This is a genomic window from Brevundimonas sp. LF-1 (assembly GCF_037055305.1).
Lineage (GTDB): Bacteria > Pseudomonadota > Alphaproteobacteria > Caulobacterales > Caulobacteraceae > Brevundimonas > Brevundimonas sanguinis.
The window spans coordinates 2,242,209-2,266,630 of record NZ_CP146349.1; the positions used below are offsets into that span (position 1 = coordinate 2,242,209).

The 24,422-nt window shown below is 66.1% G+C and carries 21 protein-coding genes and 5 pseudogenes; 21 read left to right on the top strand and 5 right to left on the bottom strand.

The window, feature by feature from the left end:
• Window positions 1-54: 54 nt before the first annotated feature.
• Complete coding sequence (ygiD, locus tag V8F63_RS12390; RefSeq protein WP_392353429.1) at window positions 55-771, top strand: 4,5-DOPA dioxygenase extradiol; 717 nt, start codon at window positions 55-57, stop codon at window positions 769-771.
• A gap of 21 nt (window positions 772-792) precedes the next feature.
• Here ygiD and V8F63_RS12395 read toward each other — a convergent pair.
• Together V8F63_RS12395 and V8F63_RS12400 are read right to left on the bottom strand one after the other, a co-directional pair.
• A pseudogene (locus V8F63_RS12395) lies at window positions 793-1,201 on the bottom strand (DoxX family protein).
• 82 nt (window positions 1,202-1,283) lie between these two features.
• Window positions 1,284-2,842 (bottom strand): annotated as a pseudogene (locus V8F63_RS12400) (AMP-binding protein).
• A 215-nt stretch (window positions 2,843-3,057) separates the two neighbouring features.
• On the opposite strand from V8F63_RS12400, the gene lipA reads away from it, so the two are divergent.
• The 17 genes and pseudogenes from lipA to V8F63_RS12485 all read left to right on the top strand — a co-directional run bounded on the left by lipA (window position 3,058) and on the right by V8F63_RS12485 (window position 16,506).
• The gene (gene lipA / locus V8F63_RS12405) at window positions 3,058-4,032 is read left to right on the top strand and encodes a lipoyl synthase (RefSeq protein WP_278068929.1); all 975 of its coding nucleotides are present in this window, start codon (window positions 3,058-3,060) and stop codon (window positions 4,030-4,032) included.
• Window positions 4,033-4,036: 4 nt separating this feature from the next.
• Complete coding sequence (locus V8F63_RS12410) at window positions 4,037-4,489, top strand: type II toxin-antitoxin system RatA family toxin (protein ID WP_392353431.1); 453 nt, start codon at window positions 4,037-4,039, stop codon at window positions 4,487-4,489.
• 4 nt (window positions 4,490-4,493) lie between these two features.
• Window positions 4,494-5,615 carry an NAD(P)/FAD-dependent oxidoreductase gene (locus tag V8F63_RS12415; RefSeq protein ID WP_392353432.1) on the top strand — a complete coding sequence of 374 codons (1,122 nt, stop codon included), beginning with the start codon at window positions 4,494-4,496 and terminating at the stop codon, window positions 5,613-5,615.
• Window positions 5,616-5,762: 147 nt separating this feature from the next.
• Window positions 5,763-5,944: pseudogene (gene rpmF, locus V8F63_RS12420) on the top strand (50S ribosomal protein L32).
• A 112-nt stretch (window positions 5,945-6,056) separates the two neighbouring features.
• Window positions 6,057-6,662 (top strand): hypothetical protein, encoded by a 606-nt coding sequence (locus tag V8F63_RS12425; protein ID WP_392353434.1) that lies wholly within the window; start codon window positions 6,057-6,059, stop codon window positions 6,660-6,662.
• Window positions 6,663-6,743: 81 nt separating this feature from the next.
• The gene (eno, locus tag V8F63_RS12430) at window positions 6,744-8,021 is read left to right on the top strand and encodes a phosphopyruvate hydratase (protein ID WP_392353436.1); all 1,278 of its coding nucleotides are present in this window, start codon (window positions 6,744-6,746) and stop codon (window positions 8,019-8,021) included.
• Window positions 8,022-8,174: 153 nt separating this feature from the next.
• On the top strand, window positions 8,175-8,495 hold the full coding sequence (locus tag V8F63_RS12435; protein WP_035302209.1) for a septum formation initiator family protein: 321 nt from the start codon (window positions 8,175-8,177) through the stop codon (window positions 8,493-8,495).
• Between the two features lie 112 nt (window positions 8,496-8,607).
• Window positions 8,608-9,637: pseudogene (pdhA, locus tag V8F63_RS12440) on the top strand (pyruvate dehydrogenase (acetyl-transferring) E1 component subunit alpha).
• A 3-nt stretch (window positions 9,638-9,640) separates the two neighbouring features.
• A complete protein-coding gene (locus tag V8F63_RS12445) occupies window positions 9,641-10,996 on the top strand; it encodes a pyruvate dehydrogenase complex E1 component subunit beta (protein ID WP_392353438.1) in 1,356 nt (451 codons plus the stop codon).
• Complete coding sequence (locus tag V8F63_RS12450) at window positions 10,993-11,310, top strand: DUF5076 domain-containing protein (protein WP_025977007.1); 318 nt, start codon at window positions 10,993-10,995, stop codon at window positions 11,308-11,310. Before V8F63_RS12445 ends, V8F63_RS12450 begins: the two co-directional genes overlap by 4 nt.
• Window positions 11,307-12,578 (top strand): pyruvate dehydrogenase complex dihydrolipoamide acetyltransferase, encoded by a 1,272-nt coding sequence (locus tag V8F63_RS12455; protein ID WP_392355092.1) that lies wholly within the window; start codon window positions 11,307-11,309, stop codon window positions 12,576-12,578. Before V8F63_RS12450 ends, V8F63_RS12455 begins: the two co-directional genes overlap by 4 nt.
• A gap of 15 nt (window positions 12,579-12,593) precedes the next feature.
• Window positions 12,594-13,073 carry a glutathione peroxidase gene (locus tag V8F63_RS12460; protein WP_392353440.1) on the top strand — a complete coding sequence of 160 codons (480 nt, stop codon included), beginning with the start codon at window positions 12,594-12,596 and terminating at the stop codon, window positions 13,071-13,073.
• Between the two features lie 2 nt (window positions 13,074-13,075).
• The gene (lpdA, locus tag V8F63_RS12465; RefSeq protein WP_392353442.1) at window positions 13,076-14,482 is read left to right on the top strand and encodes a dihydrolipoyl dehydrogenase; all 1,407 of its coding nucleotides are present in this window, start codon (window positions 13,076-13,078) and stop codon (window positions 14,480-14,482) included.
• Between the two features lie 66 nt (window positions 14,483-14,548).
• Window positions 14,549-15,550 (top strand): cysteine synthase A, encoded by a 1,002-nt coding sequence (locus V8F63_RS12470; protein WP_392353443.1) that lies wholly within the window; start codon window positions 14,549-14,551, stop codon window positions 15,548-15,550.
• A gap of 1 nt (window position 15,551) precedes the next feature.
• Window positions 15,552-15,818: a LysR family transcriptional regulator gene (locus tag V8F63_RS12475; protein ID WP_392353445.1), complete on the top strand. Its 267-nt coding sequence runs from the start codon at window positions 15,552-15,554 to the stop codon at window positions 15,816-15,818.
• A 44-nt stretch (window positions 15,819-15,862) separates the two neighbouring features.
• Complete coding sequence (locus V8F63_RS12480; protein WP_392353446.1) at window positions 15,863-16,207, top strand: LysR substrate-binding domain-containing protein; 345 nt, start codon at window positions 15,863-15,865, stop codon at window positions 16,205-16,207.
• 11 nt (window positions 16,208-16,218) lie between these two features.
• Window positions 16,219-16,506 (top strand): LysR substrate-binding domain-containing protein, encoded by a 288-nt coding sequence (locus tag V8F63_RS12485; RefSeq protein ID WP_392353448.1) that lies wholly within the window; start codon window positions 16,219-16,221, stop codon window positions 16,504-16,506.
• A 220-nt stretch (window positions 16,507-16,726) separates the two neighbouring features.
• Here V8F63_RS12485 and V8F63_RS12490 read toward each other — a convergent pair.
• The 3 genes and pseudogenes from V8F63_RS12490 to V8F63_RS12500 all read right to left on the bottom strand — a co-directional run bounded on the left by V8F63_RS12490 (window position 16,727) and on the right by V8F63_RS12500 (window position 21,272).
• Window positions 16,727-18,741: pseudogene (locus V8F63_RS12490) on the bottom strand (TonB-dependent receptor).
• Between the two features lie 319 nt (window positions 18,742-19,060).
• Window positions 19,061-20,161 carry a zinc-dependent alcohol dehydrogenase family protein gene (locus tag V8F63_RS12495; protein ID WP_392355093.1) on the bottom strand — a complete coding sequence of 367 codons (1,101 nt, stop codon included), beginning with the start codon at window positions 20,159-20,161 and terminating at the stop codon, window positions 19,061-19,063.
• Between the two features lie 109 nt (window positions 20,162-20,270).
• The gene (locus V8F63_RS12500) at window positions 20,271-21,272 is read right to left on the bottom strand and encodes a zinc-dependent alcohol dehydrogenase family protein (protein WP_392353449.1); all 1,002 of its coding nucleotides are present in this window, start codon (window positions 21,270-21,272) and stop codon (window positions 20,271-20,273) included.
• 128 nt (window positions 21,273-21,400) lie between these two features.
• Between V8F63_RS12500 and V8F63_RS12505 the strand changes: the two genes are divergently transcribed.
• From V8F63_RS12505 to V8F63_RS12515, 3 genes are all read left to right on the top strand, one after another.
• Window positions 21,401-22,123: an HAD-IA family hydrolase gene (locus V8F63_RS12505; RefSeq protein ID WP_392353450.1), complete on the top strand. Its 723-nt coding sequence runs from the start codon at window positions 21,401-21,403 to the stop codon at window positions 22,121-22,123.
• A 193-nt stretch (window positions 22,124-22,316) separates the two neighbouring features.
• Window positions 22,317-24,140 carry a hypothetical protein gene (locus V8F63_RS12510; protein ID WP_392353452.1) on the top strand — a complete coding sequence of 608 codons (1,824 nt, stop codon included), beginning with the start codon at window positions 22,317-22,319 and terminating at the stop codon, window positions 24,138-24,140.
• A complete protein-coding gene (locus V8F63_RS12515; RefSeq protein WP_392353454.1) occupies window positions 24,137-24,415 on the top strand; it encodes a glycosyl hydrolase family 65 protein in 279 nt (92 codons plus the stop codon). Before V8F63_RS12510 ends, V8F63_RS12515 begins: the two co-directional genes overlap by 4 nt.
• The last annotated feature ends 7 nt before the right edge of the window (window positions 24,416-24,422 follow it).

A 24,422-nucleotide genomic window follows, 5' to 3' on the forward strand; every position in this document is an offset into this window, starting at 1 on the left:
AGCACGGTTAAGATTATGCGCCAGCCCGCAGTGTTTTTTGGTCATGGTTCGCCCATGAACGCCCTAGGCGGTCCTTTCGCCGACGCCTGGCGGACCTTGGGGCAGGAGATCGGCAAACCGAAAGGCGTGGTCATGATCTCGGCTCACTGGGAGACGCAGGGTCTGGGCGTGACGGCGCAGGAACGACCGGAAACCATCCATGATTTCGGGGGCTTTCCGGCTGAACTTCATGCCATACAATATCCCGCGCCAGGGTCTCCCGCCTTGGCCAGCCGCGTGTCGGAACTGACCGGCGCCGTGCAGACAACCCAGTGGGGCCTCGATCACGGAACCTGGTCCGTGCTGGCGCACGTCTGGCCCGACGCCGACGTGCCCGTGGTGCAACTGTCGCTGGATCGCACCATTGACGCCCGTGGTCATTATGAACTGGCCAAGCGCCTGCGCCCCTTGCGGGACGAAGGCGTGATCGTCGCTGGTTCGGGCGACTTCGTGCACAATCTGCGGACGTGGAAGCGGGCGGGCGGCGAGCCGTACGACTGGGCGGTCGATTTCAATGAGGCGGTGAAACGCGCCTTCATAGCGGGCGACCATGACGCCCTGATCGACTGGGTCCATCTGGCCGAACAGGCGCAGCTCAGCGTGCCGAGGGACGAGCACTATTTGCCGCTGCTTTATGTCGCCGCCCAGCAGGCGCCCGGCGAGCCCTTGAGCTTCTTCAATGACGTGATCGACGGCGGTTCGATCTCCATGACGGGCGTCCGGATCGGCTGACCGGACGCCGCGTCGCGCGTGTCAGCGTCGGCCGCCGCGCAGGGCGCTGTCCAGAGACCACGGCCCCGGTCCGGCGAAGACCAGATATAGGAAGACGAAGCAGTACAGGGCCGCCAGTTCCCCGCCGTTGTTGATGGGGTAGGGGCTCTGCGGCGCGTGCACCATCCAGTAGGCTGCGGCGGTGAAGCCGGACAGGATGAAGGCGGTCGGGCGGCTGAACAGGCCCAGCACCATCAGCACGCCGCCGACCAGTTCGATTGGTCCGGACCAGCCCGCCAGCGTCGACAGGTCAATCCCGCCGCCGCGTCCGCCGGGGAAAGCCGAGGACCTTCTGCGCGCCGTGCTGAAGCAGCAGCAGGCCGGAGACAAGTCTGAGAAGGCTGAGGAAATGCGGCTCCCAGCCGGCCAGGGATGTCGAACGTCGAGCCATGAAGTCTCCTCGGTCGTGGCGTCCCGAGAGCGGGACCGAACCGTCGAGGTTAGGACACTGGCGGCGAACGGCAAGCGCCTTGTCAGGCGCCCTTGGATTCCTCCTCGACCCGCTTCTGGATCGTCACATAGTCGGTCTTGCCCGTGCCCAAGACGGGAATGCTGTCGACCTTGATGATCCGCTTCGGCACGGCCAGTTCGGGCGCTCCGTTCTCGCGGGCCCACTCCGTCAGCTGGGCGCTCTCGGCTCCTGCGACGTCGGTGACTAGCACCAGGCGCTCGCCCTTCTTGCTGTCAGGGATGGCGACCACCGCGTGGTGGCCAGCCGGCCAGACGGCGCCGGCCATGCCTTCGACGGCGGTCAGAGACACCATCTCGCCGCCGATCTTGGCGAAGCGCTTCACGCGCCCCAAGATGGTGATGTAGCCCTCGGCGTCGATGTCGACGATGTCGCCCGTGTCGTGCCAACCGTCTGCCAGAGGCTCCAATTGTCCGGGTCGTTCGGCGAGATATAGCCTTCCATCACGTTCGGGCCGCGCAGGAACAGGCGGCCGCCGACCGCAATGCCCTCGACCGGTTCGATCCGGTACTCCATGCCCGGCAGGATCTGGCCCACCGTGCCCGGCCGGTTGCGGTCGGGATGGTTCACGGCCACGACTGGCGCCGCCTCGGTGGCGCCATAGCCTTCCAGCAGTTCGACGCCGCCGAACTTGGTGTTGAACATCTGGCGCGTCTCGTCGCGCACCTTCTCGGCGCCCGCCACGGCGAACTGCAGCGTGGCGAAGTCGCCGGGCTCGGCCACGCGGGCGTACTGGTTCAGGAAGGTGTCGGTGGCGAACAGGATCGACGCCTTCACCTGGGGCAGCAGGTCGGTGATCTGCTTGGCGTGCAGCGGAGAGGGGTATTCAAACGCCTTCAGCCCCTGCAACAGGGGCAGCAGCACCCCGCCGGTCAGACCGAAGCAGTGGAAGGTCGGCAGCGGATTGAACATCACCCAGTCGGGATCCAGGTTGATGTGGGCCGCCACCTGACGCGCATTGGCGACCAGATTCTTCTGGCTGAGCACCACGCCCTTGGGTGCGCCGAAGCTGCCGGAGGTGAACAGGACCACGCCCGCCGAATCCGGATCGGTCTTCACGCGGAAGCGCTTGGGCGCCATGCCCGCGCTGAGGCCATACAGCTTGTCAGCCAGGCCGATGGTCTTGCGGATGTCGTCCAGCCAGACGATTTCGGAGACCTCGCCGAGGGTCTCCATCAGGTCGTCCAGCTTGGCCTGGGTCACGAAGCGCTTGGCCGACAGGATCTTCTTGACGCCCGCCGTCTTCAGCGCAGCCTTCAGATTGGCCTCGCCCGAGGTGAAGTTCAGCATGACCGGCACCCGGCCGAAGGCGTGCAGGGCGAAGAAGGTCACCACCACGCCCGCGCTGGACGGCAGCAGCACGCCGACGCGCTCGCCCGGCTTTGTCAGTTTGGCGATCTTGCGGCCCAGCACGAAGGCGGCGCGGATCAGGCCTGTATAGGTCAGGGGGTGGCGATCCTGGTCCTCCAGAATTTCCTTGTCGCCGTAGCGGGCGCGCGCATCGACCAGCGCGTCGAACAGGGTCTCTTCATAGACCTTGGGGTCCAGGGCTGCCCGCAGCAAGCACGTCCTCCTTCGGAGGGCTCTAAAGACGGCCCTCTCGGTTACAAGAGGCCGGAACCTAGTGACGTAAGGTCTGCTTGAAAAGATGCGTAACGCCGCGTGAGGCTGTTCCGGCGTCGGACTGAAACGCAGTGTGCCTTGCGTTTGCACTACGGAAAGCCGACATAGCATCGGAAATCCGGCCGCCCTCGAAAACAGGATTCAGACCACCGACAATGGTCACGCTGATCGACACCTTGCAGAAGAAGCCGTCCGAGCTTCGTCACCCGGAAAAGCAGAACCGGCCGGATTCGGTCGTGCTGAAAAAGCCGGACTGGCTGCGCGTGAAGGCGCCCGGCTCGGGCCAGTATAACGCGACCAAGGAGATCGTTCGCTCCAAGGGGCTGGTGACGGTCTGTGAAGAGGCCGCCTGCCCGAACATCGGCGAGTGCTGGAGCCAGAAGCACGCCACCCTGATGATCATGGGCGACACCTGCACGCGGGCCTGCGCCTTCTGCAACGTCAAGACCGGCCTGCCGCAGCCGCTGGACCCGGAAGAGCCCGCCAAGGTCGGCCTGGCTGTGGCCCAGATGGGCCTGAACCACGTCGTCATCACCTCGGTGGACCGCGATGACGTGTCGGACGGCGGCGCCGCCCACTTCGCCGAGGTGGTGCGACAGATCCGCCTGCAGGCGCCGAACACCACGGTCGAGATCCTGACCCCTGACTTCCTGCGCAAGGACGGCGCGGCCGAGGTGATGATCGACGCCACGCCCGACGTCTTCAACCACAACCTCGAGACGGTTCCGCGCCTGTATCTGAAGATCCGGCCGGGCGCCCGCTACTTCCACTCGCTGCGCCTGCTGCAGATGGTCAAGGAGCGCGACCCGAACCAGTTCACCAAGTCGGGCATCATGGTCGGTTTGGGCGAGACCAAGGAAGAGGTCATGCAGGTGATGGACGACATGCGGTCCGCCGGCGTCGACTTCATCACTATCGGCCAGTACCTGCAGCCGACGCGCAAGCACGCCCCGATCGACCGCTTCGTCACGCCTGAAGAGTTCAAGGCCTATGAGGCGATCGCGCGGGCCAAGGGCTTCCTGATGGTGTCGTCGTCGCCGCTGACGCGCTCGTCGCACCACGCGGGCGACGACTTCGCCCGGCTGAAGGCGGCGCGCGAGGCTCAGCTGTCGTCCCGGAACGGCCGCTGATCCTTTGGCCATCCATCGCGTAACGCGCATTCTGCCCTATGCGCCGGAACAGCTCGCCGCCCTGGTGGCGGACGTGCGCGCCTATCCCGACTTCGTGCCGTGGATCACCTCCATGCGCGTCTGGAACGTGCGCGACGAGGCGCCGGGCCTGCATCTGCTGGACGCCGAGGCCGGCGTCGGCTTCGCCTTCCTGACCGAGAAGTTCTCGACCTGGGTGCGCCATGACGTCCATGCGCCCAAGGTCGAGGTCGGCCTGATCCGGGGCCCGTTCAAGCACCTGAAGAACCGCTGGGAGTTCCATCCGCACCCCCAGGGGACGCGACTGGAATTCTTTATCGACTTCGCCTTCAAGTCGCGCATGCTGGACATGATGCTTCAGGCGAACTTCGACCGGGCGGTCGACAAGCTGATCCAGTGTTTCGAGGGCCGCGCCAAGGCCCTCTACGGCAAGAGGTAAGACCATGGGCGCGCCTTTCGACTTCGATGCGACGGTCGTGGGCGCGGGGGCTGTGGGGCTGGCCTGCGGGCGGGCGCTGTCGCGGCGCGGCCTGACGGTGCTGGTTCTGGAAAAGGAGCCGGACATCGGCCAGGGCGTCTCCTCGCGCAATTCCGAGGTGATCCACGGCGGGCTGTACTATCCGACCGGGTCGCTGAAGGCGAAGTTCTGCGTCGAAGGGCGGCGCGCCCTCTATGACTTCCTGGAGAGCCGCAAGGTCGATCACTGGAAGTGCGGCAAGCTGGTCGTGGCGACCGAGGAAGCCGAGGTCGAACGCATCGAGGCCATCTTCCGGCAGGCCGTGACCAATGGCGTCGAAAACCTGGAGCACTTGACCGGCGCGCAGGCGCGGGCGCTGGAGCCGGAACTGAACGCGCACGCCGCCATCCTGTCGCCCGAGAGCGGGGTGTTCGACAGCCACGGCTACATGCTGGCCCTTCAGGGCGAGATCGAGGACGCGGGCGGCTCGGTCGTCGTCTCGGCGCCGTTCGAGGGCGCCGAGAGCCTGCCGGCGGGCGGCTTTTCAATTCGCGTGGGCGGGGAGGGGGCGATGACCCTGACCAGTCGTCTTCTGGTCACTGCGCCCGGCCTGTCGGCTCAGGATGTCGCGGCCCGAATCGAGGGCTATCCGGCCACGGATATTCCCGCGCGTCATCTGGGCAAGGGAACCTACTTCCGCCTGACCGGCGCGGCGCCGTTCAATCGCTTGATCTATCCGCCTCCGATTCCCGGCGCGCTGGGCACCCATTACCGCAAGGATCTGGGCGGGCAGGGCGTGTTCGGCCCTGATCTGGCCTATGTCCAGACTGAGGACTATTCCGTCGATCCAGCTAAGGCGGAGGAGTTCGCCCGCTACATCCGCCGGTTCTGGCCGGGCGTGACAGTCGAGCGGCTGACGCCCGACTACGCCGGCATCCGGCCCAAGCTGCACGGGCCGGGCGAGCCCCAGCCTGACTTCCAGCTTCACGGCGCAGCGAATCACGGAATCGATGGGCTGATGGCGCTTTTCGGCATCGAAAGCCCCGGTCTGACCAGCTCGCTGGCCATCGGCGAGGCCGTGGCGCAAAGCCTGACGGCAAGGGTTTGACGGCCATCGGAACTGACGGTTCCGAGGGTCTTGAAATCGGCTGCGTCTTCATGCATAAGCCCGGCCTCGCGTGGCGGCTCTTATCGGGGGCCGCCGCTGTTGTTTTCGCGTCTTTACCGGCGCACCGACTTAGAGATTGAGACGGACATGGCCGTTCCGAAGCGCAAAACTTCCCCTCGCGTCGCAACATGCGTCGCGCTCATGACGCCCTGGGCGCCAACACCTATGTCGAAGACAAGGACACTGGCGAACTGCGTCGTCCGCACCACATCGACCTGAAGACCGGCATGTACAAAGGCCGTCAGGTCCTGATCCAGCAGGAAGACTAAGTCTTTCGGGTCTGACCGGCTTCGGCCGGGCGAAAGTTTTGACGGCGCGCGATGACATCGCGCGCCGTTTTCGTGCGTTATGGCCGGCGTGTCCCAGACAAGAGCGCCATTCATGATCCGTAACGCCGTCCTCAGTTCCGTCGCCCTGTTGGCCTTGGCCGCCTGCAACGCTCCGGAAACCGCCAAAACGCCTGAAGCCGAATCCCCTATTTCTGTTCCAGCGGCCCCGACGGCTGCTGCGGATGTTCTGACGCCTCAAGGGTATGGGCCGCTCCGAATCGGCATGACCCAGGCTGAGGTGGACGCCGCCGTCGGCCCGCCTCCCGCAAACGCCGCCGACGCCGAGCCTTCGGAATGCCGTCAGTATCAGCCGCCGCGCGGCCCCAAGGGCGTTCTGGTCATGCTGGAGCAGGGCGTCCTGACGCGCCTGACCGCCATCAAAGGATCGGATGTGAAGACCGAGACCGGGATCGGCGTCGGCTCTGACGGCGAGCAGGTGAAGGCTCTCTACGGCGCCGCCGCCGAAGCGACGCCTCACAAGTATCAGGACGCGCCGGCCGCCTATGTCACCATCTGGCCGGGCAGAAACGATCTGTTGAACACCCACGTCATGGACCCCGCTGCCCGCGGCCTGCGTTTCGAGATCGGTCAGGACGGCAAGGTCGCCTTCATTCACGCGGGCGGGCCCAGCATTCAGTATGTCGAGGGATGTTCCTGATCGCGGGCGGCGGTTGGAGATTCCGCACGGTCGGGCTAAACGCCTCGAACAACTCCCACCATTCACTACAGAGTGTCTTTCATGACCGACATCGTCGACATCGTCGCCCGCCAGATCCTCGACAGCCGGGGCAATCCGACGGTTGAAGTGGATGTGATGCTGGAAGACGGCAGCTTCGGCCGCGCGGCGGTGCCGTCGGGCGCTTCGACGGGCGCGCATGAAGCCGTTGAGCTGCGCGACGGCGACATGGACGTCTGGGGCGGCAAGGGCGTCGAGAAGGCGGTCGACGCCGTCAACGGCGAAATCTTCGACGCCCTGTCCGGCATGGACGCCGAGGACCAGCGCCGCATCGACGATGCCCTGATCGAACTGGACGGCACCGAGAACAAGTCGCGCCTGGGCGCCAACGCCATGTTGGGCGTCTCGCTGGCAGTGGCCAAGGCCAGCGCCATTTCCGCCGGCCTGCCCCTGCACCGCTACATCGGCGGCGTCTCGGCCCGCATCCTGCCGACGCCGATGATGAACATCATCAACGGCGGCGCCCACGCCGACAACCCGATCGACATCCAGGAATTCATGATCATGCCGACCGGCGCCGAGAGCTTCTCGGAAGGCCTGCGCATGGGCGCCGAAATCTTCCACGCTCTGAAGAAGGCGCTGAAGGATGCCGGTCACAACACCAACGTCGGCGACGAGGGCGGCTTCGCCCCGAACCTGGCCTCGGCTGACGAAGCCCTGACCTTCATCACCAAGGCGGGCCAGGCGGCCGGCTATCTGGCGGGCGAGGACTTCCACCTGGCGCTGGACGTCGCCTCGACCGAGTTCTTCAAGAACGGCAAGTATGAGCTGACGGGCGAAGGCAAGTCCTTCGACGCCGAGGGCATGGTCAACTACCTGGCCGACCTGGTCGAGCGCTTCCCGATCGTCTCGATCGAGGACGGCTGCGCCGAAGATGACTTCGACGGCTGGAAGCTGCTGACGGACCGTCTGGGCGACCGGGTGCAACTGGTCGGCGACGACCTGTTCGTGACCAACCCGCGCCGTCTGGCCGCAGGCATCGGCGAAGGCCTGGCCAACTCCATCCTGATCAAGGTGAACCAGATCGGCACCCTGTCCGAAACGCTGGACGCCGTCGATATGGCGCACCGCGCAGGCTACACCGCCGTCATGTCGCACCGTTCGGGCGAGACCGAGGACTCCACCATCGCCGACCTGGCCGTGGCCGCCAACTGCGGTCAGATCAAGACCGGCTCGCTGGCCCGTTCGGACCGGACGGCGAAGTACAACCAACTGCTGCGCATCGAAGAGATGCTGGGCGACCAGGCCGCCTATTTCGGCGACGGCATGCTGCTGAAATAAGCCTCATCACAACGATGCGCCGGGCGCCGCCTTCGAACCTCGGGGGCGGCGTTCGCAATTACGGCCAAGCTACGGTTCGTTAGGCATTTTCGGTCACTGATAGGTCACCGTGTTTATGCGCGCTCAGAAGGAGCGTCCGTTGTGCCCGAGCAGATGAAGCCATACCTGCCGACCGTGCTGTTGCTGCTGCTGATCGCCTATCTGGGCGTGCAGGCCCTGACGGGTGAGCGCGGCCTGCTAAGCGGTTCGGAGCGCGACGCCCTATTGGCCAAGCGCCAGGCTCAGCTGGCCCGCCTGAATGAGCAGCGTCAGGATCTGGAGGTGCGTGTCCGGTATCTGCGCACCGAGAGCCTTTCCAGGGACCTGCTGGAAGAGCGGGCGAGGGCGGTCATCGGCTTCGCTGACCCCCGCGACTATGTCGTGCGGCTGAACGGCCCCGCAGGACGCGCCTCTGAGGCGACGCGCGCCTCCTGAACTATTGTTACAGCGTAGCCGGCTGCTTTGGTTTCGGGAACGAAGGCTGCTAAAGCCCCTTTCCGTAACGATAAGAGTCCCTGATACAGGGGTGTAAGCCGGGAGATGCCGGATGGCGAAAGCCGCCGCTCAGAAAAACTCGCCCAGCGCGGGCGACAAGATTCCGAATACGCCTCAGGCTTCCAAGGAAGACCTGCTGCGTTTCTATCGCGAGATGGTCCTGATCCGACGCTTCGAAGAGCGCGCGGGCCAATTGTACGGCATGGGCCTGATCGGGGGCTTCTGCCACCTGTACATCGGCCAGGAAGCCGTGGCCGTCGGCGTTCAAGAGAGCGTCAAGCAGGGCTACGACAAAATCATCACCGGTTATCGCGACCACGGCCACATGCTGGCCGCGGGCATGGATCCCAATGAGGTCATGGCCGAACTGACCGGCCGTATCGGCGGCTCGGCGCGCGGCAAGGGCGGGTCGATGCACATGTTCGACGTGCCGACCGGCTTCTACGGCGGCCACGGCATCGTCGGCGCCCAGGTGGCGCTGGGCACCGGCCTGGCTTTCGCGGGCAAGTATCGCGGCGACGACTCGGTCAGCTTCGTCTATTTCGGCGACGGCGCGGCCAACCAGGGCCAGGTCTACGAGAGCTTCAACATGGCCCAGCTGTGGAAGCTGCCGGCCATCTACATCATCGAGAACAACCAGTACGCCATGGGCACGAGCATCGAGCGCTCGTCCTCGACGACCGAGCTGTACCAGCGCGGCGCCAGCTTCGGCATCCCGGGCGAACAGGTCGACGGCATGGACGTGCTGGCCGTTCGTGACGCAGCGGCCCGCGCCGTGGCCCGCGCCCGCGCCGGCGAAGGCCCCTATATCCTTGAAGTGAAGACCTACCGCTATCGCGGCCACTCGATGTCCGACCCCGCCAAGTACCGGACCAAGGAAGAGGTGGACGAGGTCAAGAAGACCCGCGACCCGATCGACCACATCAAGATGCTGCTCGCCGCCGCCAAGGCGACCGAGGAAGAGCTGAAGGCGATCGACAACGAGGTGAAGGCCATCGTCGCCGAAGCTGTGCAGTTCGCTCAAGAAAGCCCTGAGCCGGATCCGTCCGAGCCTCTACACCGACGTCTACGTGGAGGCCTGATACGTGACGGACATTCTGATGCCGGCGCTGTCTCCCACGATGGAAGAGGGCACGCTGACCAAGTGGCACATCAAGGCTGGCGACGTCGTGTCGGCCGGTCAGGTGATCGCCGAGATCGAAACCGACAAGGCGACGATGGAAGTCGAAGCCGTCGATGAGGGCGAAGTCCTCGAAATCCTGGTAGCCGAAGGCTCCGAAGGCGTGAAGGTCAACACGCCAATTGCGCGCCTGGCGGGCGAAGACGGCGCTGCTGCGCCCGCGTCCAAGGCCGAGGCTGCTGCGGCCGCCGCCCCCGAGGTCAAGGCTGAAGGCGCGCCTGCCGACGCTCCGGTGAAGCCCAAGGTCGAACTGCGTGACCCGGAAATTCCGGCGGACGCCAAGCTGGTGAAGACGACCATCCGCGACGCCCTGCGCGACGCCATGGCCGAAGAGATGCGCCGCGACGAGAACGTCTTCCTGATGGGCGAGGAAGTCGCCCAGTATCAGGGGGCCTATAAGGTCAGCCGCGACCTGTTGCAGGAATTCGGCGACCGCCGCGTGGTCGACACCCCGATCACCGAGCATGGCTTCGCCGGCCTGGGCGTCGGCGCGGCCTTCGCGGGCCTGAAGCCGATCGTCGAGTTCATGACCTGGAACTTCGCCATGCAGGCGATCGACCACATCATCAACTCGGCGGCCAAGACGCTGTACATGTCGGGCGGCCAGATGGGCTGTCCCATCGTGTTCCGCGGCCCCAACGGCGCCGCCTCGCGCGTGGCGGCCCAGCACAGCCAGGACTATTCCGCCTGGTACGCTCAGATCCCGGGCCTGAAGGTCGTGGCGCCCTATGACGCCGCCGATGCCAAGGGCCTGCTGAAGGCTGCGATCCGCGACCCGAACCCGATCGTCTTCCTCGAACACGAGATGATGTACGGCCACGAGTTCGACGTCCCGGACGTCGAGGACTACATCGTGCCGATCGGCAAGGCCAAGGTTCGCCGCGAAGGTACGGACGTGACGATCACGGCCCACAGCCGCATGGTCGGCTTCGCCCTGCAGGCCGCCGAACAACTGGCCGGCGAGGGCATTTCGGTCGAGGTCGTCGACATTCGCACCCTGCGTCCGCTGGACCACGAGACCATCGTCGAGAGCGTCAAGAAGACCAACCGCCTGGTCTCGGCCGAAGAGGGCTGGGGTCCGATGGGCGTGGGCGCCGAAGTGGTCGCCCGTGTGATCGAGCACGCCTTCGACTACCTGGACGCCCCGCCGCTGCGCGTGCACCAGGAAGACGTGCCGCTGCCCTACGCCGCCAATCTGGAGGCCCTGTCTCTGCCGGGCGTCGACAAGATCGTCGCCGCCGTGAAGAAGGTGATGGCGTGACGGAGGCCGCAGAGTTCGAACTGGCCGTGCCGGACAGCGTCGCTGCTGACGCCGATGCGGTCGAGCTGCTGCGCATGTGGTGGTCGAACAACGAGCCGGTGATGTCGGTGAAGCCCGCCTTCGCCGACCCCATCAAGTTCGGGGAGCTGCTGGCTTACGCCGCACGGCACATGGCGCATGGCTACGCCGTGCGTCACGGCCACAATGAGAAGGCCGCCTATGACCGCATCCTTCAAGGGCTCAGCGACGTGATCAAGGCCGATAACGTCCGCACCGTCGCCGAGCCGGTTTCACCGCAAGCGGGGAACGCCTGATGACCGATATCCTGATGCCCGCCCTGTCCCCGACGATGGAAGAGGGCGTGCTGGCCAAGTGGCACGTCAAGGTCGGCGACACCGTCTCGGCCGGCGACGTGATCGCCGAAATCGAGACCGACAAGGCGACGATGGAAGTCGAAGCCGTCGATGAAGGCGAAGTGCTGGAAATCCTGGTGCCGGAAGGCTCTGAGGGCGTGAAGGTCAATACGCCGATCGCCCGCCTGTCCGGCGACGATGTGGCGCCCGCGCCCAAGAAGGCTGACGCTCCGGCAGAGGCCCCCAAGGCTGAAGCGCCGAAGGCGGAGGCTCCCAAGGCTGAGACCGCGCCCGCTCCGGCCGCGCCGAAGTCTGACGACGGCGGACGCATCTTCGCCTCGCCGCTGGCGCGCCGTCTGGCCGCCCAGGCCGGTCTGGACCTGAAGACCGTCAAGGGCACCGGCCCGCACGGCCGCATCGTCAAGCGCGACGTGGAGGCCGCAGGCAAGGGCGGCGCTCAACCGGCCGCCGCTGCCGCGCCCGCGACCTCCGCTGAACCGCGCAAGGCTCTGTCGTTGGCTCAGATGGGCATTGCGGACGGAACCTACGACCTGATCCCGCTGGACGGCATGAAGAAGGCCGTCGCCCGCCGCATGGTGGACAGCGTTCAGAACGTGCCGCACTTCCCGCTCTTCATCGACGTCGAGATCGACCAGCTGATGGCCGTTCGCGCCAAGGTCAACAAGATGCTGGAGCCGCAGGGGATCAAGGTCTCCGTCAACGACTTCGTCATCAAGGCGGCCGCTCTGGCGCTGAAGATGGTGCCGGAGGCCAACGCCTCCTACACCCCCGAAGGCATCGCCATGCACCACAACGCCGATGTCTCGATGGCGGTGGCGATCGACGGCGGCCTGATCACCCCGATCATCAAGAAGGCCGAGACCAAGGGCCTGGCGCAGATCGCGACCGAGTCCAAGGACCTGGCCAAGCGCGCGCGTGAGCGCAAGCTGAAGCCGGAAGAGTTCCAGGGCGGCACTTTCTCGGTGTCCAACCTGGGCATGTTCGGCATCAAGCAGTTCACCTCGATCATCAATGAGCCGCAGGGCTGCATTATGAGCGTGGGCGCCGGCGAACAACGCCCGGTCGTCAAGGACGGTCAACTGGCCGTGGCCACGGTCATGACCGTCACCCTGACCTGCGATCACCGCGTGGTCGACGGCGCGACGGGCGCTCGCTTCCTGCAGGTGTTCAAGCCGCTGATCGAGGATCCCGTGGCGATGCTGGCGTAAGGGAGCCGAGAGGTCATGGCGTCCGTCTATGACTTCTCCGCCCGGGCCATCGATGGCGCGGACGTGTCGCTAGATCGCTTTCGCGGTCAGGCGTTGCTGATCGTGAATACGGCGTCGAAATGCGGCTTCACCGGCCAATACGCCGGGCTGGAGAAGCTGCATCGCGATCTGATTGACGCGCCGTTCGAAGTCCTGGGCTTTCCCTGCAACCAGTTCGGCCAGCAGGAGCCGGGCGGGGCGGCGGAAATCGCCGCCTTCTGCGCCAGCAGCTTCGACGTGACCTTCCCCTTGTTCGACAAGGTCGAGGTCAACGGGCCTGAACGCCACCCCCTCTACGCCTGGCTGACGGAGCAGAAGAGGGGCTTCCTCGGCTCGCGCGCCATCAAGTGGAACTTCACCAAGTTCCTGACCGACCGCGAAGGCCGCGTCGTCGCGCGCTATTCGCCCCAGACTGAACCTGAGGCCATCAAGGCCGACATCGAAAAGTTGATCTGATCATGGCTGCTGAATTTGATCTCGTCGTCATCGGCTCGGGCCCCGGCGGTTACGTCGCGGCCATCCGCGCCAGCCAACTGGGCCAGAAGGTCGCCATCGTCGAGCGCGAGAACCTCGGCGGCATCTGCCTGAACTGGGGCTGCATCCCGACCAAGGCCCTGCTGAAGTCGGGCGAGAAGTTCGAAAGCCTGTCGCACCTGAAGGACTACGGCCTGTCCGCCTCGGGCGCCTCGTTCGACTTCGACGCCATCATCCAGCGCTCGCGCGGCGTGGCCAAGCAGCTGAATCAGGGCGTCGGCTTCCTGATGAAGAAGAACAAGATCGAGGTCATCGAGGGCGAGGCCAAGCTCGAGAAAGGCGCCGCAGCGCCGAAGGTCGTCGTGGCTCTGAAGGCCGGCGGCTCGCGCGCCATCGAAGCCAAGGCGGTCGTGCTGGCCGTCGGCGCCCGTGCCCGCGCCCTGCCGCAGATCGGGCTTGAGGCCGACGGCGACAAGATCTGGGCCTATCGCGACGCGCTGGCGCCGAAGAGATTGCCCAAGACCTTCGTGGTCATTGGCTCGGGGGCCATCGGCATTGAGTTCGCCAGCTTCTATCGCGCCCTGGGCGCCGAGGTGACGGTCGTTGAAGCCGTCGACCGCATCATGCCGGTCGAAGACGAGGAGGTCTCCAAGGCCGCTCAGAAGGGCTTCGAAAAGCGTGGCATCAAGTTCAAGCTCGGCGCCAAGGTGACGAAGGTCTCCAAGGATTCCAAGGGCGTGAAGGTCGATCTTGAAATCAACGGTAAGGTCGAAAGCCTGGAGGCCGAGGTCTGCATCTCGGCCGTCGGCATCACCGCCAACACCGACGGCATCGGCCTTGAGGCGCTGGGCGTCGAACTGGACCGCGGCCATATCAAGACCGACAGCCACTACCAGACCAATGTGAAGGGCCTGTACGCCATCGGCGACTGCGCCGGCGCGCCCTGGCTGGCGCACAAGGCGTCGCACGAAGGCATTCACGCCGCCGAACACATCGCCGGCTACAAGACGCCGAACGTCCATTCGCCTATCGCGGGCTGCACCTACGCCCAGCCGCAGGTCGCTTCGGTCGGCGTGACGGAGCAGGGGGCCAAGGCCGAGAAGCGCGAGGTCAAGATCGGCCGCTTCCCGTTCAAGGTGAACGGCAAGGCCATCGCGGCGGGCGAAACCGAAGGCTTCGTCAAGGTCATCTTCGACGCCAAGACCGGCGCCCTGATCGGCGCCCATATGATCGGCGCCGACGTCACCGAGATGATCCAGGGCTACGTCACCGCCATCACCATGGAAGCGACCGAGGAAGACATCCACGGCATCGTCTATCCGCACCCGACCATGTCAGAGGCCATGCACGAGGCCGCGCTCGACGCCTATGGCCGCGTCATCCATATCTAAGGCCGGTTGTTAGAAAATCTGAACTGTGGCTAAGAGGGGCGTTCCTCCCCACGGTACGGATTTTCCATGATTGTCGCGCCTGACGTCCTCGGCTTGATCGGCAATACGCCTCTGGTGCGCCTAAAGCGCGCCTCGGAGGCGACGGGCTGTGAAATTCTGGGCAAGGCCGAGTTTCTGAACGTCGGGGGATCGATCAAGGATCGCGCCGCGCTCAGCATCATCCGGGCCGCGCGGGCGTCTGGCGCTCTCAGGCCCGGCGGGACAATTGTCGAAGGCACGGCCGGCAACACGGGCGTGGGGCTGGCCCTTGTGGGCGCGGCCCTGGGCCACCCCGTCGTCATCGTCATGCCGCGCACCCAGACCGAAGAGAAGAAACGCGCCGTCCGCCTGCACGGCGCCCGTCTGATCGAGGTCGATCCGGCGCCCTTCGCCAGCCCCAACCACTTCGTCCATTTTTCACGGCGTCTTGCAGAAGAACTGAACGAAAGCGAACCGAACGGCGCCTTCTACGCCGACCAGTTCGACAATCAGGCCAACCGCCTGGCCCACTATGAGGCCACCGGCCCGGAGATCTGGAAACAGACCGACGGCCGCGTCGACGCCTTCATCTGCGCCGTCGGGTCGGGCGGGACCCTGGCAGGCACGGCCGCCTATCTGCGCGAACGCAAGGCTGATGTGCGCATCGGTCTGGCCGACGTGCCGGGCGCCTCGCTCTACAGCTGGTTCACCGAGGGCGTGCTGAAAGGCGAGGGGACCTCCATCGCCGAGGGCATCGGCGTCAACCGCATCACAGGCAATCTACAAGGCCTGTCGGTGGATCACGCCTATCGGATCGAGGACGCTGAGTTCCTCCCGATTCTGTTCGACCTGGTGAGAGAAGAAGGCCTGTCGCTTGGCCCGTCCAGCGGAGTCAACATCGCCGGCGCCATCCGACTGGCCCGCGATCTTGGCCCCGGCCGCACCATCGTGACGGTGCTGTGCGACTCTGGCCAGCGCTACGGCAGCAAGATCTATGACCCGGCCTTCCTGGCCGCTCGAAACCTGCCCACGCCCCAGTGGATGAGCTGAGATGACGCGCCGCAAGACCCCATCCGCGCAGGAAAGCCGCATCCCGCCGCTGAATGCGCTCAAGGCGTTCGAGGCGGCGGCCAGACGCCTGAACATCACCCGCGCGGCCGAGGAACTGTCCGTCACGCCCGGCGCCGTCAGCCAGCAGATCCGCATCCTCGAGGAACACGCCGGAGCGCCTCTGTTTCACCGAGAGGGCCGTCAGATCGCGCTGACTGAGCTGGGCGCCGGCTCTATCCCCTGCTGCGCGACGGCTTCGACTATCTAAAACGGGCAGGGGACCTGCTCTATCGTCCAGAGCGTCGCCACGCCTTGTCGATCAGCGTGCCGCCGTCGTTCGCCGCCAAGTGGCTGGCGCCGCGCATTGCGCGCTTCTCGGCAGCCCATCCCGAGATCGAGGTCTGGATGTCGGCCGACATGCGGCTGGCTGATGTCAGCGGCGGCCGGGTCGATGTCGCGGTGCGCTATGGCCGGGGCGATTATGCTGGCGTGCGATCCGAACATCTCCTGAACGCCGACGTAACGCCGGTTTGCTCGCCCATCCTGTTAGCGGGCTCAAGGCCGCTGCGAAAAGCGACCGACCTGGCGCAGCATGTGTTGATCCACCTGAGGCCCAGCGAACTGGAAGAGCCGCGCCCGGACTGGGGGCCTGGTTGAAAGCGCGCGGCTTGAGCGACATCGACGTCCAGGCCGGTCCGCGTTTCGATCAGACAGCTCTCGCCATCGAAGCGGCGGCTCACGGCCAGGGCGTAGCCTTGGCGCCGTACGCCTTTGTCGCCGACGACCTTGCAGCCGGCCGACTGGTTGCGCCGTTCGCCGACGGAGCCTTGACGACCGATTTCGCGTACCACGTCCTAATCAAACGCAGCGGGGCTACGGCGGCCGCACGGACGTTCGTGACCTGGCTGAAAGACGAAGTGCGCGCAGCGGCTGAGGCCGGAGTGGACGATCTGTAGGGAAGTAGATCCGGTTATCGTCTAAGGTATATTATGCGAAATATTAACGAGCCGAAGGCTCCCCAATCCGATCCTGGCCGGATCGTCCCTCGCGGACGAAGGGATGGATGAAGCCGAAAACGTGCGTCGCGCGCGATCAGAAAGCGAGGCTCTCCAGTGCAGCGGCTCCGCTCGCAAGGAGCCATCCAGACAAAGCTTGGAACCCGGTCTGTCGTGACGCTCAATAGCTCCAGCGGACGCCCAGGCGCAGGGTGCGCGGCGGGCTGTAGCCCTCGACACCCGTTCCCGTCTCGGACACCTCGACCGCATCGTCGAACAGGTTGTCGGCGGCGACCCAGATCATGGCGGCGGGCGTCAGCCTCCATTCGGCGCGCGCGTCCACCACGACGGCGGCGTCCAGAACGCGGCTGTTCAGATCGTCTTCGAACCGTTTGCTCTCATAACGAGCCTGGGCGGCCAGGGTCAGGCGGTCGCCGGCGCGCCAGTCCAGGCCGGCTGTGGCGCTCCAGATCGGCGCCTGGGCCGGACGCAGGCCCGTCAGCTGCGGCGCCCCCGAGCCGCCGTCCATGCGGGCGTCGGTGACGGAAACGGCGCCGTCCAGGCTCAGACCGCCGGGCAGGCTGCGGCGCGCCGTCAGCTCGATCCCTGTGGCCTCGATGGTCCCCGCGTTCTGACGCTGGCGCAGCACGCCGCCGGCCGGAACAAAGCCCGCGCGCGGAAAGGTTCCCGGCCCCTCGCCGATGGTCACATTGACGATGGCGTCCTCGATCCGGTTCCAGAACAGGGTCGCGCCGAAAGCCGCGATCGGCCCCTCATAGGCCAGGCCCGCCTCCACGCCCTGAAGGGTCTCGGGAACCAGGGCGGCGTTGGCCTCGGTCAGGTCGTTGCCGACCCGGAATGGGCGGTGCAGCTCGTTCAGGGTGGCGGGCCGAAATCCGGAATAGGCGGCCGCGCGCCCCGCCCAGCCGCCGCCGAGGAAACGCCGCGCCGCCAGACGCGCGCTGACCACCTCGCCTGAGCGGTCGGGATCGGTCTCGTCCAGGGTCGCCGTTCCGTCGGCCCGATCACGCTCCAGACGGCGGCCGTTCTTATTCTTCCAGCCGTCCAGACGCAGGCCCCCGGCCACCAGCCACAGATTGTCGCGCCACGACGCCTCGCCATACAGACCCGCCACCGAGGTCTCGCCGCCCGCCACGCGGTCGCGGGTGAAGCCGCCGTCCATGAAGCGGAAGCGTTCGCGGGTCTCGCCCTCGTTGAAGCGGGCGTCGGCGCCCAACTCCCATTCCAGCCGCCCGCTCCCCAGATCGCGCGAGGCGCGGCGCAGCGCGGCGTTGACGCCCCAGCCGGTCGCAGGCGTCTCATACTGATCATTAGCGGGCGTGGTCGCGTTGCGGTCCGCCGCAACCGCGACGGAGGTGTTGGCGAAGTCGCTCTCGCGTCGCCAGGCCTGCAGTCGCCAGCCATAGTCCCCGTCCTGCGGCCGCTGTGCCGCTGTCGCCGACAACAGGTGGCCGCTGGCGCTGGACCGCGCGCCCATGAGGCCCGAGCCGCGCTCTTCGTCATAGGCCGAGGCGCGCAGCGATAGACTGGCCCGGCCCAGCGGCGCGTCCAGCCGCAGCGCCGCCGCCTTCGTCTCAAGATCCAGCGGGGTGTCCGCCGCGCCCGCCGCCGCGCCGCGTACGGGCGTATAGCCGTCGCTGGTCTCATAAAGGGCCGAGCCTGTCAGGCGCAGAGGGCCGGCGTCGAGCCCGCCCGCCCCGGCCAGGCGCGCCCCGCCCCTTTCGGCGATCGAGGCGTCCACCACGCCGCCGCGTTCCCGTTCGCGCAGCTGGATCACCCCGGTCAGCGCGCCCGCGCCATAGGGACCGGCCCCGGCGCCGCGCACGATATCGAGGCTTTCCAGAGCCTCGGTCGGCAGTTGCGACCACAGGACCCAGCCGCCGAAGGGATCATTCAGCGGCACGCCGTCCAGAGTCACCAGGGTGCGCCCCGCCCCTGACGGCGCGATGGCGCGAAGGGAGATCCCCTGCGTCGTCGGATTGGCGGACAAGCTGGTGGTGCGCCGGAACAGGGAGACCGCAGGCACGCTGGCCAGAGCCTCGTCCAGCCGCGTCAACCGATCGAGCGCAAGCCCATCCAGCCGCACGACCGAAAAGGCCGCCTCCCCGCCGCCGGCGGCAGACGCGCCGCTGTGACCACGACTTCGTCCACGGAAACCGGCTGAGACTCGAGCACTCTACTTCTCCTGAGACGCTACCTGGGCGGCAAGGCCTTAGCGAGATACGCGATGACGGGGTCGATGTCGTCCGCCGAGGCCGGCGTGCCCTTGGCTTCCATCCGAGCCACGATGGAATCCCACTCGGGCTCTGTATGTCCCGCCGTCAAAAGGACGAGGGCGCGGCCCGATGACCTCGTTCACATAACCACGCGCGACGCTGTCCTGCCCCGTCTTTGAAACGCACCGGGATGCCTTGCCCCGCTAGCACACAACGGCGCCCGGACGGGCCCGCCCGTTCCGTCCGAGCGGGATCCCTGTCGCTAAGGCCAGAATGCTTCACCCCGCGTTGATGATCACCTTCAGCGCCTTGGTCTCGGCCGCGCGGCCGAAAGCGTCATAAGCTTCCAGGATTTGGTCGAGCGCGAACCGGTGCGTGATCAGGCGGGTCGGGTCGATCTTTCCGGATTGCACCGTCTTCATGAGCATCGGCGTCGTCGAGGTGTCGACCAGCCTGGTCGTGATGGCGATATTGCGCGACCATAGTGTTTCCAGGTGCAGCTGGGCTGGCTTGCCGTGAACGCCGATGTTCGCGATGACGCCGCCGGGAGCCACCAGGGACTCGCACAGTTCAAAGGTGACCGGGACGCCCACCGCTTCAATGGCGGTATCGACGCCGCGCCCTCCGGTGAGCTTCAAAACCTGGTCGGCGGCATCGACGGCGCTGCTGTTGATTGTCTGCGTAGCGCCGAAGCGACGCGCGACGTCCAGACGGTTGTCATCGAGATCGATCATGATGATCTGGGCGGGAGAGTAGAGTTGGGCGGTCAGCAGAGCGGCCAGCCCGATCGGCCCCGCCCCGACGATGGCGACGCTCGCGCCCGGCGCGACCTTGCCGTTTAGAACCCCGCATTCGAAGCCCGTCGGCAGAATGTCGCTGAGCATGGCCATCGCCTCCTCGTCCGCCCCATCAGGGAGAGGATAGAGACTCGTCTCAGCGTGAGGGATTCGAACGTATTCGGCTTGGGTCCCGTCAATGGCGTTTCCCAGGATCCAACCGCCCGTCGAGCAATGGGAATACATGCCCCGGCGGCAGTAATCGCACTTTCCGCAGGACGAGATGCAGGAGATGAGAACCCGGTCCCCAGGCTTGAAGGTCGTGATGGCTGCGCCGACCGTTTCGATGATCCCCACGCCTTCATGGCCCAGAATCCGCCCCGGCGCGCAGGTGGGAACATCCCCCTTGAGAATATGCAGATCGGTGCCGCAAATCGTGGTTTTGACCATCTTGACGACGGCGTCGTCAGGAGCCTGGATTACGGGGATTGGACGGTCCTCGAGCGCCTTCTGGCCGGGCCCTTTGTAGACAAGCGCCTTCATAGCGGCCTCCTCCGGCATGATATTGAAAAGCCGCATAACCAGCGGCTTGGGCCCCATCATCACGCGTTGGCGCCAGTTCTCACTTGATCGACGTCAAGTTTTGCGATCCGCGGGGCCGAAATTCGAACGCAGGCGGCGGTCCGCCAATCCAGACTGGCCAACAGAGAAATCATCTGCCCGGCGGAATGAGCACCCCTGCCCCGACAAAGGCGCCGCGGCGCAGGTCGTCAAGCGCCTGATTAGCCCGGGACAGCGGATAGGTCGTGACCGTGGGGCGCACGCCGGCCCGCGCGGCGCGGGCAAGATAGTCTCTGCCGTCCTGGCGGGTCAGGTTGGCGACCGAGACGAGCCGTCGTTCCTCCCACAGCAAGGCATAGGGAAACGAAGGTATATCGCTCATGCAGATGCCTCCGCAGACAACGACGCCGCCCTTGCGCACCGCCTTGAGCGCGACGGGAACCAAGTCTCCGATCGGCGCGAAGATAACGGCTGCATCGAGGGCGACAGGCGCCGCTTCATCAGAGCCGCCCGCCCAACTGCAGCCAAGCGTGAGCGCAAGCTCCTGGGCGGCAGCGTCGGCGGGCCGCGTGAAGGCGTAGACGGACTGCCCCTCGAAAATCGCCAGTTGCGCCAGAAGATGGGCCGCCGCGCCGAAGCCGTAGAGCCCCAGATGACGCACCGGCCTGTGCTCGCAGGCCTTGCGCCAGGCTCGAAACCCGATCAGGCCGGCGCACAACAGGGGCGCCGCCTCCACATCGCTCAGGGCTGATGGGATGGGAAGGCAGTAATCCGCGCGTGCGATCATCTGGTCGGCGTAACCGCCGTCGCGGGTCCAGCCGTTGAAGGCGGGATGATCGCACAGGTTCCCCTCTCCATCCCGGCAGTATCGGCACAAACCGCAAGTTTGGGCGAGCCAGGGAGCGCCGACCCGGTCCCCGATCTTGAGCCCCTGCGCCTGCGGGCCGACAGCCTCCACAATCCCGACGACTTCGTGACCTGGAACAAGCGGACTTCTCAGGGGAGGAAGGTCGCCGTCCACGACATGAAGATCTGTCCGACACACGCCGCAGGCCCGGACCTGCAATCGGACCTCGCCCGGCCCCGGTTCGGGGTCCGGTCGGGCGACCTCGACGAGCCGCATGCCGGGCGCAGACAGAGACATGGCGATCATCGCCTCATGAGACTCCGTTTCCCCATCCTCGCCTTGACCATCGTCAAGGCGGCGGCTCGCGGCAGACCTCAGACTCGACAATCCGCGAGGTCGCTCGTTTTCTCGCTCGGCCCATGGGAGGCGAAATCTTGAACGCAGGCCGCCATCGGTTTGAGGTGCGCGCCCTGATCCTGGACGTCGACGGCGTCTTGCTGGATTCTCCTCATGAGCAGGCCTGGCGCGAAGCTCTGACGGGGCTTGCCGATCCTTCGCGGTTCACCTCTCGGATTTACAGGGAAGAGGTCGCCGGAAAGCCTCGGTTGCAGGGCGCTGTTTCCGCTCTGAAAGCCCTAGGCGTCGGGAACGCCGAAGGCGAGGCTGACGCCTATGCCGTCCGCAAACAGGCCCGACTGGAGGCCCTGATCCGAAGCGGCGGCGTTCGGCCCTTTCTGGATGGGCTGCGTTTTGTCGAGCGCGCCACTGCGGCCGGCCTGCCGATGGCGGTCGCCTCCGCATCCCGCAACGCAGACGCCATGCTGAGACGCTGCAAGCGCTCGGACGGCGGGTCCTTGCTCGAACGCTTCAGCGTCAATCTGAACGGCTGTGACAACGGTCCCGGAAAACCGGATCCCTGGATCGTCCTGCGCGCCGCCGCTGAACTCAGGATCCCGCCGCGGGCCTGCCTGGTCGTAGAAGACGCGCCGACGGGCTTGAGGGCGGCCCGCGCTGCGAGCGCCCTGGCGCTGGGCGTGGCGCGATCGGGCGACGCCGGCCCCCTCCGCGCAGCCGGCGCCTGTCGCGTCGTGTCCAGTCTGGACGCGGTCGATATCGAAGGCCTGACGAGCGGCCTGTGGATGGACGCTTGCGCATGAGCCGCGTCTGGGTCCCCGAAGCCGCTTTCACCCCAACCGACGATCCGACGTGGCGGCTGTCGCAGGTGGGCTACGACCCCCTGCGTGAAAGCAGCCAAGCCTCGCGTTTCGCTGTCAGCAACGGCTTTCTCGGCATCAGGGGCGAGCGATCCTTCACGCGGGGCCGCCGGGGGCCTTCCCGAACGCCGCCTATGTGGCCGGCCTTTTCGACCGCACTGGCGAAGCTGGCGGCGTCCCTGTGCTGTTGCCCATCGCGGACTGGCTGCAGGTGCATCTCCAGATCGACGGCGTCGGCTTCGTGGAGGACCCGGCTGACGCGCCATCCCACAGGATGGAGCTGGATATGCGCCGCGGGATGGTCCTCAGCGATTGCATCCACGTCGTCGGCGGCTTGCGCGCCCGCACCCGCACGCTTCGTCTCGTGTCGCTCAGGGATCGTGCCATAGGACTTCAGCTGATCCGGATGGACATGCTGGACGGCGCGCAGGAGGTCTTCCTGGAAGCGTCGCTCGACGGGGCGCATCACGGCCTGGTTCACCGCGTCACTGAGCCGGGCCTGACGCTGTGGCGAACGCGACGGTCGGGCATCGAAATCGCCATCACAACGGCCCCGACTCTGAAGATCGATGGATGGACGTCAGCGCCGAGAACGATTGGCCCCTTGCGCTCCGTCTGGGCGTGGAAGACCCAGCCCGGTCAGGTGGTGGAGTTCCAGCGCATAGTCAGTGTCGCCCGCGCCGGCGATGACGCCGCCGCCGCCGCGCATTCAGCGCTTAGCCGTGCCGTCCGGCGCGGCCCGGCAGGCCTGGTCGCGGATCATGAGACGGCCTGGTCAGAGCGCTGGGCCTGCAGCGCCATTGAGATCGACGGCGACCCCGCAGCCCAGCGCGCCCTGCGCTTCGCCGCATACCATCTCAACAGCGCCGCCAATCCCAGCGACGCCCATGTCTCCATTGGCGCTCGGGGGCTCACAGGGAGCGACTATGGGGGGCATGTCTTCTGGGATACGGAAATCTTTCTGCTGCCCTTCTACTGCGCCGTCTGGCCCGAAGCGGCGCGTGCTCTGCTGATGTATCGCTTCCACACTCTGGAGGCCGCCCGGCGGAAGGCGGCGCGTCTGGGCTGGCGCGGCGCCCTGTACGCATGGGAGTCGGCCGACACCGGAGATGAGGCCGCCCCCTTCTCCATCGCGCCGGATCGCCAGGTTCTCGGCATCCTGACCGGAACGCGGGAGCAGCACATCAGCGCGGATGTGGCCTACGGCGTTTGGCGGTATTGGATCGCCACCGGGGATGAGGGATTTTTACGCGAAGCGGGCGCTGAAATTTTGCTGGAGACCGCTCGGTTCTGGGTCAGCCGCGCCGTTCCAGAGCCGGACGGTCGCCGCCACATCCGCAATGTGATCGGACCAGACGAATATCACGAGGGGATCGACGACAACGCCTTCACCAATCTTATGGCGCGCTGGAACATCTATCGCGGGATCGAAGCAGCTTCCCTTCTTCAGAGTCGGTGGCCCCGGCGTTGGACAGAACTCTCCGACCAACTGGAATTGGAGGCGGGCGAAATCGACCAGTGGCGCATCGCGGCCGAGACGATAGAGACAGGCTTCGACCCGGGCGCCGGCCTCTATGAGCAGTTCGCGGGTTTCTTCGACCTGGAGCCGATCGATCTGTCTCGATATGCGGGGCGCAGCGTGCCGATGGACATTGTCCTGGGACGAGAGCGGACGCAACGAAGCCAGGTGATCAAGCAGGCGGACGTACTCGCTCTGCTGGCTCTTTTGCCCGACGCCTTCGTCGAAGACGCGGGCAAACGAAACTTCTCCTACTACGAGCCCCGCTGCGGCCACGGCAGTTCCTTGAGCACCGCCCTACACGGGTTGGTCGCCGCCCGCCTGGGCGAGACCGACAAGGCCCTGGACTATTTTCATCGAACGGCGGCCATCGACCTGGCCGACGCAGCAGCAGCCATCGGCGGCGGCGTTCACATCGGCGCTCTGGGGGCCTCTGGATGACCGCTATCCACGGTTTTGCGGGCGTCGCCTATGGGGAGGACGCGATCAGCTTCGCCCCTCGCCTTCCGCCTGGATGGACCCGGATGGCCTTCAGGCTCCAATGGCGGGGCCGCCAGGTCCGGTGCGAGATTGAGCAGACAAATCGTCTGACGCTCGTCCTTGAGCGCGGAGCGTCGATGACCGCCCGTGTCGAGGAGAGGGATCTGGCGCTGGATACCGGCTGTCCGCTCGAGGTTCCTCTCGACGGCCTCTCTGCAGTGAAGAGCGTCAACTGAGGGACAG

Bases quoted from the DNA above. Each gene is read 5' to 3' on its own strand.
- ygiD (WP_392353429.1), top strand. From the start codon at position 55: ATGAACGCCCTAGGCGGTCCTTTCGCCGACGCCTGGCGGACCTTGGGG.
- lipA (WP_278068929.1), top strand. From the start codon at position 3,058: ATGGTCACGCTGATCGACACCTTGCAGAAGAAGCCGTCCGAGCTTCGT.
- V8F63_RS12415 (WP_392353432.1), top strand. From the start codon at position 4,494: ATGGGCGCGCCTTTCGACTTCGATGCGACGGTCGTGGGCGCGGGGGCT.
- V8F63_RS12425 (WP_392353434.1), top strand. From the start codon at position 6,057: ATGATCCGTAACGCCGTCCTCAGTTCCGTCGCCCTGTTGGCCTTGGCC.
- eno (WP_392353436.1), top strand. From the start codon at position 6,744: ATGACCGACATCGTCGACATCGTCGCCCGCCAGATCCTCGACAGCCGG.
- V8F63_RS12435 (WP_035302209.1), top strand. From the start codon at position 8,175: ATGAAGCCATACCTGCCGACCGTGCTGTTGCTGCTGCTGATCGCCTAT.
- V8F63_RS12460 (WP_392353440.1), top strand. From the start codon at position 12,594: ATGGCGTCCGTCTATGACTTCTCCGCCCGGGCCATCGATGGCGCGGAC.
- lpdA (WP_392353442.1), top strand. From the start codon at position 13,076: ATGGCTGCTGAATTTGATCTCGTCGTCATCGGCTCGGGCCCCGGCGGT.
- V8F63_RS12470 (WP_392353443.1), top strand. From the start codon at position 14,549: ATGATTGTCGCGCCTGACGTCCTCGGCTTGATCGGCAATACGCCTCTG.
- V8F63_RS12475 (WP_392353445.1), top strand. From the start codon at position 15,552: ATGACGCGCCGCAAGACCCCATCCGCGCAGGAAAGCCGCATCCCGCCG.
- V8F63_RS12495 (WP_392355093.1), bottom strand. From the start codon at position 20,161: ATGATGGGGCCCAAGCCGCTGGTTATGCGGCTTTTCAATATCATGCCG.
- V8F63_RS12500 (WP_392353449.1), bottom strand. From the start codon at position 21,272: ATGATCGCCATGTCTCTGTCTGCGCCCGGCATGCGGCTCGTCGAGGTC.
- V8F63_RS12515 (WP_392353454.1), top strand. From the start codon at position 24,137: ATGACCGCTATCCACGGTTTTGCGGGCGTCGCCTATGGGGAGGACGCG.